Below are 18,074 nucleotides of genomic sequence, written 5' to 3' on the forward strand. Positions count from 1 at the left end.
CTTGTCAGAAAGGAGAGAAATACAATGGGAGAAATGAGCTTGATGGAGCACCTTGAAGAATTGCGTGTTCGTATTATTAAAACACTTTGTGCATTTGTAGTTTTACTTATTGTCAGTTTTGTATTTGTACAAGATATTTATCAGTGGCTAGTGAAAGATTTGGACGGCAAGCTTGCGGTACTTGGACCAAGTGAAATCGTATGGATTTATATGGTGATTGCATTTGTTTTTGCGCTTGCTTTTACACTTCCAGTAGCTGCTTATCAAGTATTTCAGTTTGTTTCACCTGGGTTAAAAAAGGAAGAATATAAGGTTCTGATTACCTTCATTCCATTCTTTTTTCTTTTGTTTGTAAGCGGGCTGGGGTTCGGTTATTTTATTTTATTTCCAATGGTTTTAGCATTTTTAACGGGCCTGTCGAATGATCAGTTTTCACTGATGTTTACGGCTGAGCATTATTTTCGTTTTATGCTTAATCTTTGTTTACCGTTTGGTTTTTTATTTGAAATGCCTTTAGTTGTTCTATTCTTAACGCGCTTAGGGGTTCTAAATCCATTAAGGTTAGCTAGAGCAAGGAAGCTATCATATTTTGTTTTAATTGTGATATCCGTACTTATTACTCCTCCTGATTTTATTTCAGATATTTTAGTTATTGTCCCACTTCTGCTTTTATATGAGCTCAGTGTGACAATTTCGCGCGTAGTATACAAAAAACGTTTAGGAAACGAATCAATTGCTTAATCGTATACATAAGTGTGATGAGAGAATTCATGAAATTGAAACAAAGTCCTTGTAAACAGAGTGTTTTAAACATTCTGGAGTAGGTTATAATAGAGTGAAAACTCTACAGCAAGGGGGAGAAGGCTTGAAAAAAGTATTACTGACGTTAACAATCGGTCTAGCGCTTGTTTTGTCCGCGTGCGGCGGAGGAAGCTCTAAAAATGAATCTGCTGGTGAATCTTCAGCGAGTGCAGAAGATATTGTGAAGAAAAACTGTACAGGCTGTCACGGTGTAGATTTAGGAGGAGCAAATGGGCCGAGCTTGCAGCATGTAGGCAGCAAGCACTCAGAAGCTGAAATTGAAAACATTATCAATAATGGTCAAGGCGGTATGCCAAAGGGACTGATTAATGAAGAAGATGCAAAAAAAGTTGCCGCTTGGCTGGCAAAGAAAAAATAAGACGGATATCCGTCTTATTTTTGTGTTAAAACTGCTTTAATTTTTGGTTTAAGACAACGGCCTGCTGTTGAGCTTTGACATCTTTCGCTATGTCTCCAGGTGCATTTGCTTCTCCAATGATGTATCCGCTAAAAGAAGAGCCAATAAAATCGACAATGTATTGAAATTGCATAATAAGAGGAAGAGCCTTTACAGATGCGCCTGTGCCTCCTACTACTAATACATACACGCGCTTATTTTTCATTTGTTCTTTAAAGTTGATTGTCGAATCTCTAAGACTTTCAGACCAACGATCCACAAAGTTCTTCATTAATCCGCTCATACCATACCAGTAAAGAGGCGTAACAAATAAAATAGTGTCATGCGCTGCCATCTTTTTCGCTATATCATAATAATCATCTTGTTGATTGGTAAACCCAAGTTCATCGTGACGCATATCAGTAATGGGGTGAATGGTATGCTGACGTAAGTAAACTTCTTCAGTATCAATGCCACTTAAGACTGCTTTAGCCAATTCTTCCGTATTTCCATTTTCTCGTGAGCTTCCATAAATGGTGATCATGCTATCTCTCCTCATCTTTTTTCTTATTTATCATACCTTGTTTGTACAAAAGTAGACATAAATGTGCTCTGCCTAACGATATTCATAAGAAGCAAATAAACAGTAAAAAATAACAAAATTAAAAATAAGGATAAATTCTCATGCCTTACTAAAAATATCCTACTTATGTCATATTTGAAATAAAAATGTAATATTTTTGGGGCTTATTTTCACGAAGAGTGATGTTATAATGAGAAAGCGCGTGAGAAGAGTCGAATTTTTGGTTTGAATTGTAGAGTTTTGTCGTATTTTGACAAGTTTTACATAGTATTAAAATAACACACTTGATTAGGTGATTACTTATGATTGAAATGCAAAATGTATATAAAACGTATCCGAACGGTGTAAAAGCAATCAATGGCATTAGCATCAAGATTAATCAAGGTGAGTTTGCTTATATCGTAGGACCAAGTGGAGCAGGAAAATCCACTTTTATTAAAATGATGTATCGTGAAGAAAAGCCTTCTTCAGGAAATATCATTGTAAACGGTGCAAATGTAGCAAAAATAAAAGATAGCAAAGTTCCTATCTTTAGACGTCATATTGGTGTAGTCTTTCAGGATTTCAAGCTGCTTCCAAAATTAACGGTCTATGAAAACATTGCTTTTGCACTAGAAGTAATTGAGCAAAGTCCCGAAGAAATTAAAAAACGGGTGCTAGAGGTGCTAGAGCTTGTTAAGTTAAAGGGTAAAATGGATTCTTTCCCTGATGAACTATCTGGAGGAGAGCAGCAGCGTGTGTCTATTGCGCGTTCAATTGTGAATAGTCCTAAGGTTGTCATCGCCGACGAACCGACAGGGAATCTTGATCCGGAGACTTCGTGGGAAATCATGGATATCTTTGAGGAGATTAATAAACGCGGTACGACTATTTTAATGGCAACGCATAACCGTGAAATTGTAAATGCAATTCGAAAGCGCGTAATTGCGATTGAAAATGGAAATGTTGTGCGCGATGAAGTAAGAGGTGAATACGGATATGAAGGCTAGGACATTCGGTCGCCACTTACGTGAAGGATCTAAAAGTTTAGGAAGAAACGGTTGGATGACATTCGCATCTGCAAGTGCTGTTACCGTGACGCTCCTGCTTGTAGGCGTATTTTTTATGTTGATGATGAATTTAAACCACATTGCTAAATTGATTGAAAATGATGTGGAAATTCGCGTTCACGTTGATGCTGCAGCGACAGCAGATGATCGAAAAGCAATGAAAGAAAAGCTAGATGCAATTAAGCAAGTTGATACGGTGACGTTTTCTTCTAAAGATAAAGAGCTAAAAGATTTAATTAATAGTATGGGTGATGAAGGACAAGCTTTTGAACCGTTTGAACAGCAAAACCCATTAAATGATGTATTTGTTGTTAAAACAAAAGAGCCGACTGATGTCGCAAAAGTAGCTAAACAAATTGAGAAATATCCGTATGCAGCAAAAGTTCAATACGGACAAGATCAAGTTGAAAAGTTATTTAAAGTGCTGAAAGTAGCTCGTAATATCGGAGTAGTGCTGATTTTAGGGCTTCTATTTACAGCAATGTTCCTAATTTCAAATACAATTAAAATTACGATTGTAGCTCGCCGTGAAGAGATTGAAATTATGCGCTTAGTTGGAGCCACAAACTCCTTTATTCGCTGGCCGTTCTTTATTGAAGGTCTGTTTTTAGGAGTGCTTGGTTCTATTGTGCCAATTGCAGTTATTATCGGTGTGTACAGCGTTTTATATAATGAAGTTCAACCTAAGTTTGATGGATTCTTTGAACTTTTACCTGCCTTTCCATTCGTGCTTCAAGTGTCACTATTATTACTAGTGATCGGCGGTCTAATTGGGATGTGGGGAAGTACATTATCCATCCGTAAGTTCTTGCGAAAATAAGAATAGATTTTTAACATAATAGATTACAACAACCTCACATTTGATGCTTATCAAATGTGAGGTTGTTGTGTAATTACACATAAAAATAGAAAAAAGTGCTAATGGGGGTCTTGCTAATGCCCGTTTATACGGGGAAATATGTGCAGATAGGGAGAAACAAATGACACGTAAGACATTAGTAATGACAGCAGCAGTTTTAGTTGGACTAAGTACGGCTTGGATAGGTAATGAAAAAATTGCTTATGCACAAAGTGCCAGCACTACTAAACTCATTGATTTAGAGAAAAAAAGTGATGATGTGAACCAAAATATTAATCAAAATAAAGAGAAATTAAAAGAGGTTAAAGAAAAGCAAAAAAACGAAGAAGCTGAGATCGCGCGCTTGGATTCAGAAGTCGGACAAACGAATGCAGATATCCGCAGCCGTGAATCTGAAGTAGAAAAAGCAAAGCAAGACATCGAAAAGCTGAAAAGCGAGATTGACGTTGTAAAAAAACGAATTGACAAACGAAATGAGCTATTAAAAAAACGTGCTCGTGCTTTACAGGAAAATGGCGGGTCTGTGGATTACATAGATGTACTGCTAGGCTCTGAAAGCTTCGGAGACTTTATTAGCAGAGTGAGTGCGGTTTCGACAATTGTAGGGGCTGACCGCGATTTGTTAATGCAGCATGAAGCTGATAAAAAGGCAAAAGAAGAGAAAGAAACAAAAGTTCAAAACAAGCTAACGGAAGTAAATCAAGCGCTTGAAGAACTTAAAAATCTTCGTGCGCAGCTGCAAAAACAAGTGGATGAAAAGAATCAGCTCATGCAAACGCTCAAAGATCAGGAAAAAGAATTTAATGAAGAAGCCGTTGGATTAGAAGAGCAAGCTTCTATTTTAGCTGATCAAAAAAATGCAGCACAAGCTCAACAGCAAGAAATTGAAAAAGCCGGGGCAACAGAGGAGGCACCCCCTGTTACAAGCGGGTCGTTTATGAGGCCGGCAAAGGGCCCGGTAACATCTCATTTTGGGTATCGAGAAACGTTTGGAAGAGGACACTACGGTATTGATATTGGAAAGCGAGGAGAAAGTGTGCCAGTTGTAGCCGCAGCAAGCGGAAAGGTAATTAGAGCATATCATTCTTCTTCTTTTGGTAATGCTGTATTTATTCGTCACAATGTAGAAGGTCAGACGTGGGTTACAGTTTATGCTCATTTAGAGAGCTACAGCGTCTCAAGCGGTCAATCTATCAATAAAGGTCAACAATTAGGTTATATAGGGAACACAGGACGTTCGTTTGGTGCTCACCTGCATTTTGAATTGCATAAAGGCGATTGGAAAGGCAAAAGTTCCGCTGTAAACCCTGAAAGTTATATTAAATTTTAAGTTCCTAGCATACGTGGTACAAGCTCAACATATAGTTTAACAAAAAGGCATCGCACTTGATTTGTGTGGTGCCTTTTGCTACAAATAACACATGCATCCTTTTTATTACATAGTTTTGGTTGTATCTATTATAATAAGAAGAGATGGCTTAAGGTTGAGGAGGATGAAAGAACTTGAATCGGAAAATCGTTGCACTATTAATGGCACTCTCCTTAGTTGTTGGAGCAGCAGGTACATATTTTGGCATTCAGTATGCAAATGCTGGAACGGTCAGTACCCCCCTTACAACTTCTTCAAATGATAGTAAAGTGGAAAAGGAAGAGCTAGACAAAATCAAGCAAGCTTATGAACTGATATCTTCAAAATATTACAAAGATGTAGATGACAAAAAATTATTAGATGGCGCAATCCAAGGAATGGTACAAACCCTAGGAGACCCTCACTCATCTTACATGGATAAGAAAACGGCACAGCAATTCACGCAGTCTCTTGATTCATCGTTTGAGGGAATTGGTGCTGAAGTAAGCATGGTAGATGGAAAAGTAACAATCGTAGCTCCTTTTAAACAATCTCCTGCGGAAAAAGCAGGATTAAAACCAAATGATCAGATTTTAAAGATCGATGGTAAAAGTATCGCGGGTCTGGAATTGAACGAAGCAGTATTAAAAATTCGCGGTAAAAAAGGCTCTACCGTGACATTAGATGTTCAACGACCAGGCGTGAAAGAAACGATGAAAGTAAAAGTTGTAAGAGATGAGATTCCAATTGAAACCGTCTATTCTTCTGTTAAAAATGTAAACAATAAAAAAATTGGCTACATGGAAATTACGTCATTCTCTGAGTCAACGGGAGACGAATTTACGAAACAGTTGAAAAAACTTGAAAATAAAAATATTGATGGCTTAGTTCTAGACGTTCGGGGAAATCCTGGTGGCTATTTAACGAGCGTTGAAAAAATGCTCGATAAATTAGTAACGAATAAAAAGCCATATATCCAAATTGAAGATCGTAACGGTGAACGTCAAAAAGTGGTTTCTTCAATGAAAAAGCAAAAGGATTATCCAATTGTGGCCTTGATTGATGGAGGAAGTGCATCCGCTTCTGAAATTCTTGCCGGGGCATTAAAAGAAGCAGGAGGATACAAGCTAGTCGGTGAAAAATCCTATGGAAAAGGAACGGTTCAACAAGCTGTTCCAATGGAAGACGGCAGTAATTTAAAACTAACGTTCTATAAATGGCTAACGCCTGATGGAAACTGGATTAACGAAAAAGGTATAAAACCAACGGTAGAAGTCAAACAGCCGGATTATTATTATGCAAATCCAATTCAAGTTGATAAAAAGCCATTAACACGTGATATGACAGGTGACCAAGTGAAGAATGCTCAAGTGATGCTAAAAGGCCTTGGCTTTGAACCTGGACGTACAGACGGATATTTTAGTAAAGAGACAGAAACAGCTGTAACTGCATTCCAAAAAGCCAATAAGCAAAAAGCTACAGGTGAAATCGATGAAGATACAGCAGCGCTTTTACAAACAAAACTTCTAGAAAAAATTAAATCAAAAGATGAAGATCGTCAGCTTCAAACGGCTTTAAAGCTAGCTAGTCAATAAGAAGTAGAAAAAGTTCCGTGCTTTTCCAAAGCACGGAACTTTTTTAGTAAAAACAACATTGTCGGTTAGTGATGCATTTTGATAAAATAAAGAAGCCTATGATACATAACAATCAATCGTAAATGTTGTAATAAAAATGTGAAAAATACAGGTGGTGAAAAAATGGATTTTGCATTAGAGCTCTTAAAAGGTATCGGGCGTTTGTTTTTGCATCCGTTAACGTATCTATTTCTGCTCGTCTCGTTTTTTGTAGGTCTTTCTCGCGTCAAGAGAGAGCGTCAGAATTTTCATGTTCGCGTGTTTGATTTTATTTTAGAAGCAAAATATTTATTTTTTCCAGGTATCATTATTGGGTTGATTTTATCTGTTGTTACCGTGTTGCTAGGTGTCTATGTATCTATAGGAATGATTGTGCTTGTAGCTGTTTTAACTTTTATCATAAGCGGCCCTTGGACGTTTAAATGGCTTTCTCCTTCTTACACCGTAGGACTGGCTGTGCTTGCAACCTTGGTTATTCCGGCATCTGGTTTCGGTGAAGGATTTATTCAAACGTGGTCTGTGCAAGCTCATAACGCAGATTTACCTTCTCTGACTATTTTAATGTCTCTGCTTGTATTAGCAGAAGGATATTTAATTTGGAAATTTGGAGCAAAAGGTACGTCTCCAGCCATTGTGAAAAGTAAAAGAGGGCAGGAAATTGGGGCTCATTACTCTCAAAAATTATGGGTTGTCCCGCTTTTTGTCTTAATTCCAGGCAGCGCCATTACGTCTATGTTTCCATGGTGGCCTGTGTTATCTATTGACGGAACATCATTTAGCCTGTTTTTTGTTCCTTTTGCTATCGGTTTTTATCAGCGAATTCAAAGTATGGTGCCGTTTAAATCTATTGAATTTACCGGTAAGCGTGTATTAGCATTAGGCGTGGGATTAACGATCATTACGATTGCTGCTATTTTTTATCCTCTTGCCGCTGTAGCTGTTGTTATTCTAGCGATCATAGGAAGAGAGTGGATTCGTTTGCAGCAGCGTCGAAGCGATGAAAAGGCGCCCGCACTGTTTACTAAGCGTACACAAGGTTTGGTTGTATTAGGAATCATCCCTCATTCTCCGGCTGAGAAAATGGGTTTGAAAGTAGGAGAAGTGATTATTAAGGTAAATGGAATCGCTGTATCTGAGGTCCATAAATTTTATGAAGCATTACAAGTTAATAACCGTGCTTTTTGTAAGCTAGAAGTTATTGACGAAAATGGAGAAGTTCGCTTTACTCAGCGAGCATTGTATGACAACGAACATCATGAACTAGGTATTTTGTTTGTACACAATTATACAAAACGTGATTCACAAGCTGGTTAAAAGACGGATAAAAAGGAGAAATGTTTGTGGAAGTCAAAACGATTGCCGCAGTTTTTCTACCCGCCATATTGCTTGTTCTGTTTGCTAGAGTAACATATAACTTATATGTTGCCACAGCGCTGACGCTTTTGTTGATAGCTGTTTCTGTATATAAAGGGTACGCAGATTATCCGCTTATTATTTTAATAGATTTACTTTCAGCAGCCATCGGTTTTATATATGCAAAAAGCATGTTAGCTGCTGGAAAATAAAGATTGTTGCTTTGATGATAAGTTAATCGCTTATTATTAAACTGTACACAAAAGCTCTCTACACAACGTGGAGAGCTTTTTTATGTAAAAAAATGAGTTAGAACTTATAACAATATTGTTTCGGTTCATTTAATGAACGAGTATAATCAAATTAATTAGACAAATATGTTTATGTGTAAAATGTTTTAAACACTTGTGTATAAATATATTTAAATAAGTGTACAGAAATGTGAGAAGGGTATACAAAAATAAAATTATTAATCTGAAAATTTAGTTTATTTTTGATTTTTAAAAATAAAAGGAGGTTTAGGATTGATGGAAGTATTAATGAGAACGATGTTTCAGTCGCTTGGCAAAAATCATTCAATGAACAAATTAGCTAAAAAGTATGGATTGAGGATGGGGGCAGCTCGTTTTGTTGCTGGAGACTCAACCGAATCAGCAATTCAAACATCCAAGGAGCTTAACAATAGTGGGAAAGTTGTTACACTCGATCATTTAGGAGAATTTGTTTTTACAGAAGAGGAGGCCAAGTTGTCTACTGCCATGTGCATTCAGGCACTAGAAGCCATTGCAGAATCGGGCGTTCAATCAAATTTATCATTAAAGATGACTTCTTTAGGATTGGATATTAGCAAAGAGCTTTGTATGGAAAATATGCGCAGAATTCTACACACGGCCAGGATGAATAATATTTTTGTTCGAATTGATATGGAAGACTACTTGCACTGCCAAATCTCCCTTGATATGTATAAAGAATTACGCAAAGAATTCGATAATGTTGGAATTGTGATTCAAGCGTATCTTTATCGTACAGAACAAGATATGAATGACTTACATCAATATCAAGCCAATTTACGTCTAGTAAAAGGAGCTTATAAAGAATCACCAGAAGTATCATTTCCGGAAAAGAAAGACGTAGATGAAAACTATAAAAAAATCATTAAAATGCATTTATTAAATGGGCACTATACAGCTGTAGCAAGTCATGATGAAGAAATGATTCAGTACACAAAACGATTAGTAAGAGAAAATGGTATTTCAAATGACCAATTTGAGTTCCAAATGCTTTATGGAATTTGTGTAGAGCTGCAGGACCGTCTAGTAAAAGAAGGATATAAAGTCAGGGTTTATGTTCCTTACGGCATTGATTGGTTTGGGTATTTCATGAGACGCCTAGCCGAGCGTCCCGCCAACGTATGGTTTGTGCTGAAAAACTTCGCGAAATAAATTTCTAATTAAAGGGGACTGGTTGAAATGACAGTAAGTACAAAAAACTCAGTTTTTAAAAATGAACCGTTTACTGATTTTTTATTAGAAGAGAATAAACAAGCGATGCAAGCGGCGTTAGTGAAAGTGAAAAAAGAACTGGGACAAATGTATCCTCTCACGATTGGAAAAGATAAAATCTCAACAGAAGAAGTGATTATCTCTACGAACCCGGGAAAGGTAGATGAAGTGATTGGTAGAGTAAGCCGTGGCACTAAAGCTTATGCTGAGCAGGCAATGCAAGAAGCGTTAGCAGCATTTCAATTATGGAAGAACGTCCCGCCTGCTGAACGTGCTGATTATTTATTCAAAGCAGCAGAGCTGATGAGAGAAAGAAAGTATGAATTTTCTGCCATGCTCGTTTATGAAGTGGGGAAAAACTGGGCAGAAGCTGATGCGGATACCGCGGAAGCTATTGACTTTATGGAATTTTATGCGCGAGAAATGATTCGTTTAAGTGAAACGAATCAGCATCAACCTTTAACGCCGGTAGAAGGTGAAACAACAGAGATGACGTATATTCCTTTAGGCGTAGGAGTAGTCATTTCACCTTTTAATTTTCCGCTTGCCATTATGGCTGGAACGACTGTAGCGGGAATTGTATCTGGAAATGCGGTTATTTTAAAGCCAGCTGATTCTGCACCGGTTATTGCTGCGAAATTTGTTCAATTAATGGAAGAAGTCGGTCTTCCGTCTGGTGTTCTGAATTTTATCCCTGGAGATGGCATAGAAGTTGGAGAATATTTAGTCGAACATCCTCAAACTCGTTTTATTTCTTTTACGGGATCAAGAGAAGTAGGATGTCGCATTTATGAACGTGCCTCAAAAGTACAGTCTGGACAAATTTGGCTGAAACGCGTCATTGCTGAAATGGGAGGAAAAGATGGCGTTGTGGTAGATGAAACGGCAGATTTAGATGCAGCAGCGCAAGCGATCGTAGCATCTGCGTTTGGATTTCAAGGACAAAAGTGTTCTGCTGGCTCTCGAGCGATTGTTGTAGAATCTGTTTATGAAGAGATTGCCCAAAAGGTAGCCGCATTAACAAAAGAATTAACCGTCGGACTGCCTGAAGACAATCCTTCTATGGGGCCTGTTATTGATCAAAAAGCGTATGAAAAAGTATTAGCCTACATTGAAATTGGCAAAGAGGAAGGAAAGCTTATTGCCGGGGGAGCTAAAGCTCCTGGAAATGGCTACTATATAGAGCCTACAGTATTCAAAGATGTGGATTCAAAAGCACGAATTATGCAAGAAGAGATTTTTGGACCAGTCCTCGCGTTGACAAAAGCAGCTAACTGGGAAGAAGCCATTGAGATTTACAATGAAACTGACTACGGTTTGACGGGAGCTTTTTTCTCTGAAAACGAAGAGAGAATTCAAAGGGCGTTAGCTACTATGCACTGCGGTAACTTATATATTAACAAAAAATGTACAGGAGCATTAGTTGGCGTTCATCCTTTTGGAGGTTTTAATATGTCCGGAACGGACTCGAAAGCCGGAGGATATGATTATCTTCTATTATTTACACAAGGGAAGATGGCAGCGAGAAAACAGAAATAAGTTCAATCTAAAGGAAATCAAAAAATTCGACACGAAGCTAAAAATGCTTGTGTCGAATTTTTTGATTAGTTTAATCCATATTCTTTGATTTTGTTATAAAGGGTGCCGCGTGAAATGCCAAGCAGATCTGCTGCTGCACTTTTGTTTCCATAGGTTTTTTGAAGAGTCTCTTCTATTAGCCTAGCTTCTTGAAGAGAATCTTCCTCTTTTTGAACTTCTGTGAAAGAACTTGCATCCTTCAGGTTGTCAGGAAGGTGCGTAAGGGTAATCAATGACTGATCACTTAGAAAAATCATTCGTTCAATCGTATTTCTCAGCTCGCGAATATTGCCTGGCCAGTCGTATTGCATAAAGGCTTCGAGAACTTCAGAGCTGATGAAAGGAGCCTTCTTTTTATACTTTTTACTAAATTCCTGTACAAATTGCTGAGTCAATGCTTCGATGTCTTCTTTATGGTCTCGAAGCGGCGGAATAATAATGTTGATGACGGTCAGCAAATAGTAAAGATTTTCATGGAATTCACCGGCTTTTAGCAACTCTTCCAAAGGCGTCGTGGTAGAGGCTACAATTCGGGTTTGGACTTGAATTTCTTCCGTGCCTCCAACGTGATAAAAGGATCGTTCTTCCAAGTAACGGAGAAACTTCACTTGAATTTCAAGAGGCATTTTATCAATTTCTTCAATAAATAACGTCCCGTTATGAGCCTGCTCCAGTTTTCCCGCAATGGTCGTTGGATCTTCTGAAAAGACATCTTTTTGATGACCAAAGAGCTCAATTTCCAGGAGTCCCGATGGAATAGTGGCACAATTTAAAGATAAAAAAGGTTCTTTATGTTTGGATCCCCCGTAGTGGATGGCCTGAGCCAGCATTTCTTTCCCAGAACCAGGTTCTCCTGTTAATAAAATAGGCATATCTGTAGATGCCACTTTTTTGGCAATGTCAACGGCTTGCTTAATTTCAGGACTGATACCCGCGAAAGAAGAAAATGGATTATCTTTCGGAATGAGAAGAGACACATCAATTTCTTCATTTAATCTTACAATATTGGTAATGTCATGTTCAGTTGCGACTCCACCTATGACTCGATTGTTTCTTATAATAGGAGATGCATTGATGAGCACGTGAGTTTGTTCATTAGGACGATGATACGTTCCGCGAACAGGGCGCCCTTCATTTAGAATCGTATGTAGAATGATGGATTCATCTTTGAAATGCTCTCCGATTTTTCTACCAATAATATCATCTCTCTGAATCTTATACGTATGTTCCGCAGCAGTATTCCACAAGATTACATTTCCTTCATTATCGACCGCTGTCACTGCATCATTAATGGTTTCTGCCAATGTATCAAAATAGGAAGCTAATATCTCATTTTGGCTATGCAAATGTGTAATCCACTGTGAAGGTGTTACAAGTCCTATTGTGGTTTCTTGGTTTTCTGCTTGAATGAGGACTGGTCTGTTCCAGTTTGTGTTGGCTTGTAAATTGGCTAACGTAGAAGTAGAAGATGAAGGCCAATTTGTATCCGCTATTACTTTCTTTATGGAAGATGCCCTGTCATGACCTGTTAAAAGGTATCGTTCATCTTTGTGTATTACATAAAAGGTATTTGCTGTGACTACAACGAAGTCATAGTTTGAAAGTTTAGATTTCACTTTAGCTAAAGAAGTTGATTCTTCAACTGTTGTAAAGGAGTTATTTATAAGAACTTGATCAACGCTTGCCATACTAAACCCCTCTCAGTACATATTTTTTATACTGTATCATAATTTAGAAATTGGCGCAAAAGCCTATCTTTTTCAAACAATAACGCAGCTTACTTTCTTTTGTTGCTTTCATCTAAAGAGTTGTATTCCCTTCGAAAAGGGTAGTATAAGAATTTAGTGGGTAATAAAGTAACAGGGTAAAAAATAAAAACAAACAAACACTATATAAGATTAATACTCATTAGTTTCATTTATGATTATAAAGTGATAAAATACGAATATCAGTTCGCGTTTTCGGTTTTTACATATCGTAATAAAAATAGATAAAACAAGAAAATAGAAACGGAGGCCTTCATTTGAAAGATCAGTTTGAATTAGTATCCCCATATCAACCGCAAGGTGATCAGCCAAAGGCAATTGAAAAGATCGTGAAAGGAATTAAAGAAGGTAAGCAGCATCAAGTTTTGTTAGGTGCTACAGGAACGGGAAAAACCTTTACCATGTCTAATGTTATTAAGGAAATAAATAAGCCGACACTAATTATGGCTCATAACAAAACGCTTGCTGGTCAATTGTACAGTGAGTTTAAAGAGTTTTTTCCTAATAATGCAGTCGAATACTTTGTCAGTTACTACGATTACTATCAGCCTGAAGCCTATGTACCTCAAACAGATACATTTATTGAAAAAGATGCGAGCATTAATGATGAAATTGATAAACTTCGTCACTCGGCAACTTCTTCTCTTTTTGAACGAAAAGATGTCATTATTATTGCCAGCGTATCCTGTATTTATGGCTTAGGGTCTCCGGAAGAATACAAAGAAATGGTCGTATCTCTTCGAGTAGGAATGGAAAAAGAGCGCAATCAGCTGCTTCGTACGCTAGTAGATGTACAGTACGAAAGAAATGATATTGACTTTAAGCGCGGAACGTTTCGCGTTCGCGGTGATGTTGTGGAGATTTTCCCTGTGTCTCGAGATGAACACTGTATTCGCGTCGAGTTTTTCGGCGATGAAATTGATCGGATCCGAGAAGTTGACGCTCTAACAGGAGAAATCATTGGTGATCGTGAACATGTAGCTATCTTCCCGGCATCTCACTTTGTCACGAGAGAAGAAAAAATGCGTGTTGCCATTCAAAATATTGAAAAAGAACTAGAAGAACAGCTAGAGAAGCTAAAAGAAGCAGGCAAGCTTTTAGAAGCGCAGCGCTTGGAGCAGCGCACGCGCTACGACCTAGAAATGATGAGAGAAATGGGCTTTTGTTCGGGAATCGAGAACTACTCTCGTCATTTAACGCTTCGTCCCGCTGGTTCTACACCTTATACACTGCTGGACTTCTTCCCGGAAGATTTCCTTCTTGTTGTGGATGAATCACACGTTACGATTCCTCAAGTTAGAGGAATGTACAATGGAGACCAAGCGCGTAAACAAGTGTTAGTGGACCATGGTTTCCGCTTGCCGTCCGCATTAGATAACCGCCCGCTTAAATTTGATGAATTTGAACAGCATATTAACCAAATTGTTCATGTTTCCGCAACACCAGGTCCTTATGAACTTGAGAAGGCACCTGATGTGATTGAACAAATTATCCGTCCAACGGGATTATTGGATCCAAATATTGAAGTTCGACCAATTGAAGGGCAGATTGATGATTTAATTGGAGAAATTCATGACCGGATTAAGCGAAATGAACGAGTACTCGTTACGACGTTAACAAAGAAAATGTCTGAGGATTTAACGAACTACTTAAAAGAAATCGGCATTAAAGTTCAATATCTTCACTCTGAAGTGAAGACGCTCGAGCGTATTGAAATTATCCGAGAGCTGCGGCTTGGAAAGTACGATGTGCTTGTAGGAATTAACTTACTTCGTGAAGGTTTAGATATTCCGGAAGTTTCGTTAGTAACCATATTAGACGCGGATAAAGAAGGATTCTTGCGTTCAGAACGATCGCTTATTCAAACCATCGGACGTGCTGCGCGAAATGCTAATGGACATGTCATTATGTATGCAGATCGCATCACAAACTCCATGGACATTGCTATCAATGAGACCAAGCGTCGTAGAAGTATTCAAGAAGCTTACAATGAAGAGCATGGTATTACACCAACAACGATTCAAAAAGAAGTTCGAGGCTCAATTCGTGCAACAGTAGTAGCAGAAGATACAGAAACGTATGAAGAAGCACCGGCATTTGATAAGCTCAACAAAAAAGAAAAAGCAAAGCTCGTAGAAGAAATGGAACAAGAAATGAAAGAAGCAGCCAAAGCGCTTAACTTTGAACGCGCAGCTGAGCTTCGTGACTTGATTCTAGAATTAAAAGCGGAAGGGTGACAAAACATGGCGATGGAAAAAATCGTGGTAAAAGGTGCACGAGCCCACAATTTGAAAAATATCGATATTGAAATCCCACGAGACAAATTAGTGGTGTTAACAGGGTTATCAGGTTCTGGTAAATCTTCTTTGGCTTTCGATACAATCTATGCAGAAGGACAAAGACGTTATGTCGAGTCGCTTTCGGCATATGCAAGACAGTTTTTAGGTCAAATGGATAAGCCAGATGTAGATTCGATCGAAGGATTGTCCCCTGCTATTTCAATCGATCAAAAAACAACGAGCCGAAACCCTCGTTCAACCGTCGGAACTGTGACGGAAATCTATGACTATTTACGCCTTTTGTTTGCTCGTGTAGGAAAGCCGATTTGTCCTAATCATGGAATTGAAATTACATCTCAAACGATTGAGCAAATGGTAGATAGAATTTTAGAATACCCTGAACGCACAAAACTTCAAGTACTGGCACCTGTGGTATCTGGACGAAAAGGTACCCATGTAAAAGTGTTAGAAGATATTAAAAAGGAAGGGTACGTTCGCATTCGAGTAGACGGAGAAATGCGTGAAATAACAGAAGAAATTGAACTGGAAAAAAACAAAAAGCACTCCATTGAAGTAGTGATTGATCGCGTTGTTGTAAAAGAAGGTGTAGCCGCTCGTTTGTCGGACTCTTTGGAATCAGCTCTTCGCCTTGGAGAAGGGAAAGTAATTATTGATGTGATAGGTGAAGAAGAACTGCTTTTTAGTGAGCATCATGCTTGTCCAAAATGTGGTTTCTCCATTGGAGAACTTGAGCCCCGCATGTTTTCATTTAATAGTCCGTACGGGGCGTGTCCAACGTGTGACGGGTTAGGAACGAAATTGGAAGTGGATAAAGATTTAGTTATTCCTAACTATGACTTAACGCTTCGTCAGCACGCAATTGCACCTTGGGAGCCAACAAGTTCTCAATACTATCCGCAGCTGCTTGAAGCCGTATGTACGCATTACGGCATCGATATGGACGTGCCGGTGCGAGATATCCCGGAACATTTATTTGATAAAGTATTATATGGCAGCGGTAAAGAAAAAATTTACTTTCGCTATGAAAATGATTTTGGCCAAGTAAGAGAAAATCATATCGAATTTGAAGGCGTGCTTCGGAACGTAGAGCGCCGTTATCATGAAACAAGTTCAGATTATATCCGTGAGCAAATGGAAAAGTACATGGCTCAGCAAGCTTGTCCAAAATGTAAAGGAAATCGCTTAAAACGTGAAAGCTTAGCGGTGCTTATTGACGAAAAGCATATAGGAGATACAACCCGCTTCTCGGTAAAAGAAGCATATGATTTTTTTGAAAGTCTCAGCCTATCTGAAAAAGACATGAAGATTGCCGATATGATACTGCGTGAAATTCGTGAGCGTCTAAGCTTTCTCATTAACGTGGGACTTGATTACTTAACATTAAACCGCTCTGCTGGAACTCTCTCAGGAGGAGAAGCACAGCGGATTCGTTTAGCTACTCAAATTGGTTCTCGTTTGACGGGGGTTCTTTATATTTTAGATGAACCTTCTATCGGTCTTCATCAACGTGACAATGATCGCTTAATTCGCACGATGCAAGATATGCGCGATATTGGAAATACGTTGATTGTTGTAGAACATGACGAAGATACGATGATGGCAGCTGATTATTTAATTGATATCGGACCAGGAGCTGGCGTACACGGGGGTGCTGTTGTTTCTCAAGGTACGCCTCAGGAAGTGATGGAGGATGAAAACTCTTTAACGGGTCAATATCTATCAGGAGAGAAGTTTATTCCTCTTCCAGCCGAAAGACGGTCAATAGATAAAGATCGAATGATTGAAATTATAGGAGCAAAAGAAAACAATTTAAAAAATGTAAAAGCAAAGCTTCCGTTAGGTATGTTCACGGCTGTTACAGGTGTATCTGGATCAGGTAAGAGTACGCTGGTAAATGATATCCTTCATAAATCATTGGCGCAAAAGTTGCATAAAGCAAAAAGCAAAGCAGGAGAACATAAAGAAATCAAAGGCATTGAACACTTAGATAAAGTCATTGATATTGATCAGTCTCCCATAGGCCGTACGCCTCGTTCGAACCCTGCAACGTATACAGGTGTATTCGATGACATCCGAGATGTATTTGCCCAAACAAACGAAGCAAAAGTGCGTGGATATAAAAAAGGTCGTTTTAGCTTTAACGTGAAAGGCGGCCGCTGTGAAGCTTGTCGAGGAGACGGTATTATTAAAATTGAAATGCATTTCTTGCCAGATGTATACGTCCCTTGTGAAGTCTGCCACGGCAAACGATACAACCGTGAAACTTTAGAAGTGAAATACAAAGATCAAAACATTTCAGATGTATTGGATATGACCGTTGAAGACGCGCTTCACTTCTTTGAAAACATTCCAAAGATTAAGCGCAAGCTGCAGACAATTTACGATGTAGGACTTGGCTATATCACGCTTGGACAGCCGGCTACTACTTTATCTGGTGGAGAGGCACAGCGTGTAAAGTTAGCTTCAGAGCTTCACCGCCGCTCAACAGGAAGAACGCTGTACATTTTAGACGAACCGACTACCGGTCTTCATGTCGATGATATTGCACGATTATTAAAAGTGCTCCAGCGTTTAGTTGAAAATGGAGATACGGTTCTAGTGATCGAACATAATTTAGACGTCATCAAAGCTGCTGATTACCTGCTTGATTTAGGACCTGAAGGTGGAGATAAAGGCGGACAAATTGTGGCTGCGGGTACGCCAGAAGAAGTGTCAAAAATAAAAGAATCCTATACGGGTCATTATTTGAAGCCAATTTTAGAACGTGACCGTAAGCGTATGGAGAAAAAAGTTGAAAAAGCAGAGGCATTAACTCGTTAAAAGACACCAGCATTGGTGTCTTTTTTATAAAGAATGAAACTTTTTAACTCATTAAACCGTAATACATGATATAAGGAGCTGATT

Annotated in this window: 14 protein-coding genes; 12 read left to right on the top strand and 2 right to left on the bottom strand. The window is 38.6% G+C overall.

Features of this window, described 5'->3' with window-relative positions; translation table 11 throughout:
- Nucleotides 1-24 precede the first annotated feature (24 nt).
- Nucleotides 25-741 carry a twin-arginine translocase subunit TatC gene (gene tatC, locus LAV82_RS21925; RefSeq protein WP_013059744.1) on the top strand — a complete coding sequence of 239 codons (717 nt, stop codon included), beginning with the start codon at nt 25-27 and terminating at the stop codon, nt 739-741.
- Nucleotides 742-865: 124 nt separating this feature from the next.
- Complete coding sequence (gene cccB, locus LAV82_RS21930; protein WP_013059743.1) at nt 866-1,180, top strand: cytochrome c551; 315 nt, start codon at nt 866-868, stop codon at nt 1,178-1,180.
- Nucleotides 1,181-1,205: 25 nt separating this feature from the next.
- Here the strand turns inward: cccB and LAV82_RS21935 are convergent, their stop codons facing one another.
- Nucleotides 1,206-1,742, bottom strand: coding sequence for a flavodoxin family protein (locus LAV82_RS21935; RefSeq protein ID WP_013059742.1), 537 nt, complete (start codon nt 1,740-1,742; stop codon nt 1,206-1,208).
- A gap of 341 nt (nt 1,743-2,083) precedes the next feature.
- On the opposite strand from LAV82_RS21935, the gene ftsE reads away from it, so the two are divergent.
- The 8 genes from ftsE to pruA all read left to right on the top strand — a co-directional run bounded on the left by ftsE (nt 2,084) and on the right by pruA (nt 11,065).
- A complete protein-coding gene (gene ftsE / locus LAV82_RS21940) occupies nt 2,084-2,770 on the top strand; it encodes a cell division ATP-binding protein FtsE (RefSeq protein WP_013059741.1) in 687 nt (228 codons plus the stop codon).
- Nucleotides 2,760-3,650, top strand: a complete 891-nt coding sequence (gene ftsX, locus LAV82_RS21945) for a permease-like cell division protein FtsX (RefSeq protein WP_014457813.1) — start codon at nt 2,760-2,762, stop codon at nt 3,648-3,650. The genes ftsE and ftsX overlap by 11 nt, the downstream gene beginning before the upstream one ends.
- A 160-nt stretch (nt 3,651-3,810) precedes the next feature.
- Nucleotides 3,811-5,019: a murein hydrolase activator EnvC family protein gene (locus LAV82_RS21950; RefSeq protein ID WP_499716888.1), complete on the top strand. Its 1,209-nt coding sequence runs from the start codon at nt 3,811-3,813 to the stop codon at nt 5,017-5,019.
- 173 nt (nt 5,020-5,192) lie between these two features.
- A complete protein-coding gene (locus tag LAV82_RS21955; protein ID WP_013059738.1) occupies nt 5,193-6,632 on the top strand; it encodes a S41 family peptidase in 1,440 nt (479 codons plus the stop codon).
- Between the two features lie 162 nt (nt 6,633-6,794).
- A complete protein-coding gene (locus LAV82_RS21960) occupies nt 6,795-7,985 on the top strand; it encodes a PDZ domain-containing protein (RefSeq protein ID WP_499716889.1) in 1,191 nt (396 codons plus the stop codon).
- Nucleotides 7,986-8,005: 20 nt separating this feature from the next.
- Complete coding sequence (locus tag LAV82_RS21965; protein ID WP_029711203.1) at nt 8,006-8,236, top strand: DUF2198 family protein; 231 nt, start codon at nt 8,006-8,008, stop codon at nt 8,234-8,236.
- 315 nt (nt 8,237-8,551) lie between these two features.
- Nucleotides 8,552-9,466, top strand: coding sequence for a proline dehydrogenase family protein (locus tag LAV82_RS21970; protein WP_499716919.1), 915 nt, complete (start codon nt 8,552-8,554; stop codon nt 9,464-9,466).
- Between the two features lie 27 nt (nt 9,467-9,493).
- On the top strand, nt 9,494-11,065 hold the full coding sequence (gene pruA, locus LAV82_RS21975) for an L-glutamate gamma-semialdehyde dehydrogenase (RefSeq protein WP_499716890.1): 1,572 nt from the start codon (nt 9,494-9,496) through the stop codon (nt 11,063-11,065).
- A gap of 65 nt (nt 11,066-11,130) precedes the next feature.
- Here the strand turns inward: pruA and LAV82_RS21980 are convergent, their stop codons facing one another.
- A complete protein-coding gene (locus tag LAV82_RS21980; protein ID WP_211078589.1) occupies nt 11,131-12,792 on the bottom strand; it encodes a sigma-54 interaction domain-containing protein in 1,662 nt (553 codons plus the stop codon).
- A 335-nt stretch (nt 12,793-13,127) separates the two neighbouring features.
- Between LAV82_RS21980 and uvrB the strand changes: the two genes are divergently transcribed.
- Together uvrB and uvrA are read left to right on the top strand one after the other, a co-directional pair.
- A complete protein-coding gene (gene uvrB / locus LAV82_RS21985) occupies nt 13,128-15,107 on the top strand; it encodes an excinuclease ABC subunit UvrB (RefSeq protein WP_013059732.1) in 1,980 nt (659 codons plus the stop codon).
- A 6-nt stretch (nt 15,108-15,113) separates the two neighbouring features.
- A complete protein-coding gene (gene uvrA / locus LAV82_RS21990; protein ID WP_211078588.1) occupies nt 15,114-17,990 on the top strand; it encodes an excinuclease ABC subunit UvrA in 2,877 nt (958 codons plus the stop codon).
- Nucleotides 17,991-18,074 lie beyond the last annotated feature (84 nt).

Origin of the sequence: Bacillus sp. ILBB4 (genome assembly GCF_035064545.1) — a bacterium.
In the GTDB taxonomy this organism is placed as follows: Bacteria; Bacillota; Bacilli; order Bacillales; family Bacillaceae_H; genus Priestia.

Coding starts and splice junctions, on each gene's coding strand:
- tatC (WP_013059744.1), top strand. CDS start 25: ATGGGAGAAATGAGCTTGATGGAGCACCTTGAAGAATTGCGTGTTCGT.
- LAV82_RS21935 (WP_013059742.1), bottom strand. CDS start 1,742: ATGATCACCATTTATGGAAGCTCACGAGAAAATGGAAATACGGAAGAA.
- ftsE (WP_013059741.1), top strand. CDS start 2,084: ATGATTGAAATGCAAAATGTATATAAAACGTATCCGAACGGTGTAAAA.
- ftsX (WP_014457813.1), top strand. CDS start 2,760: ATGAAGGCTAGGACATTCGGTCGCCACTTACGTGAAGGATCTAAAAGT.
- LAV82_RS21950 (WP_499716888.1), top strand. CDS start 3,811: ATGACACGTAAGACATTAGTAATGACAGCAGCAGTTTTAGTTGGACTA.
- LAV82_RS21960 (WP_499716889.1), top strand. CDS start 6,795: ATGGATTTTGCATTAGAGCTCTTAAAAGGTATCGGGCGTTTGTTTTTG.
- LAV82_RS21965 (WP_029711203.1), top strand. CDS start 8,006: ATGTTTGTGGAAGTCAAAACGATTGCCGCAGTTTTTCTACCCGCCATA.
- LAV82_RS21970 (WP_499716919.1), top strand. CDS start 8,552: ATGGAAGTATTAATGAGAACGATGTTTCAGTCGCTTGGCAAAAATCAT.
- pruA (WP_499716890.1), top strand. CDS start 9,494: ATGACAGTAAGTACAAAAAACTCAGTTTTTAAAAATGAACCGTTTACT.
- LAV82_RS21980 (WP_211078589.1), bottom strand. CDS start 12,792: ATGGCAAGCGTTGATCAAGTTCTTATAAATAACTCCTTTACAACAGTT.
- uvrA (WP_211078588.1), top strand. CDS start 15,114: ATGGCGATGGAAAAAATCGTGGTAAAAGGTGCACGAGCCCACAATTTG.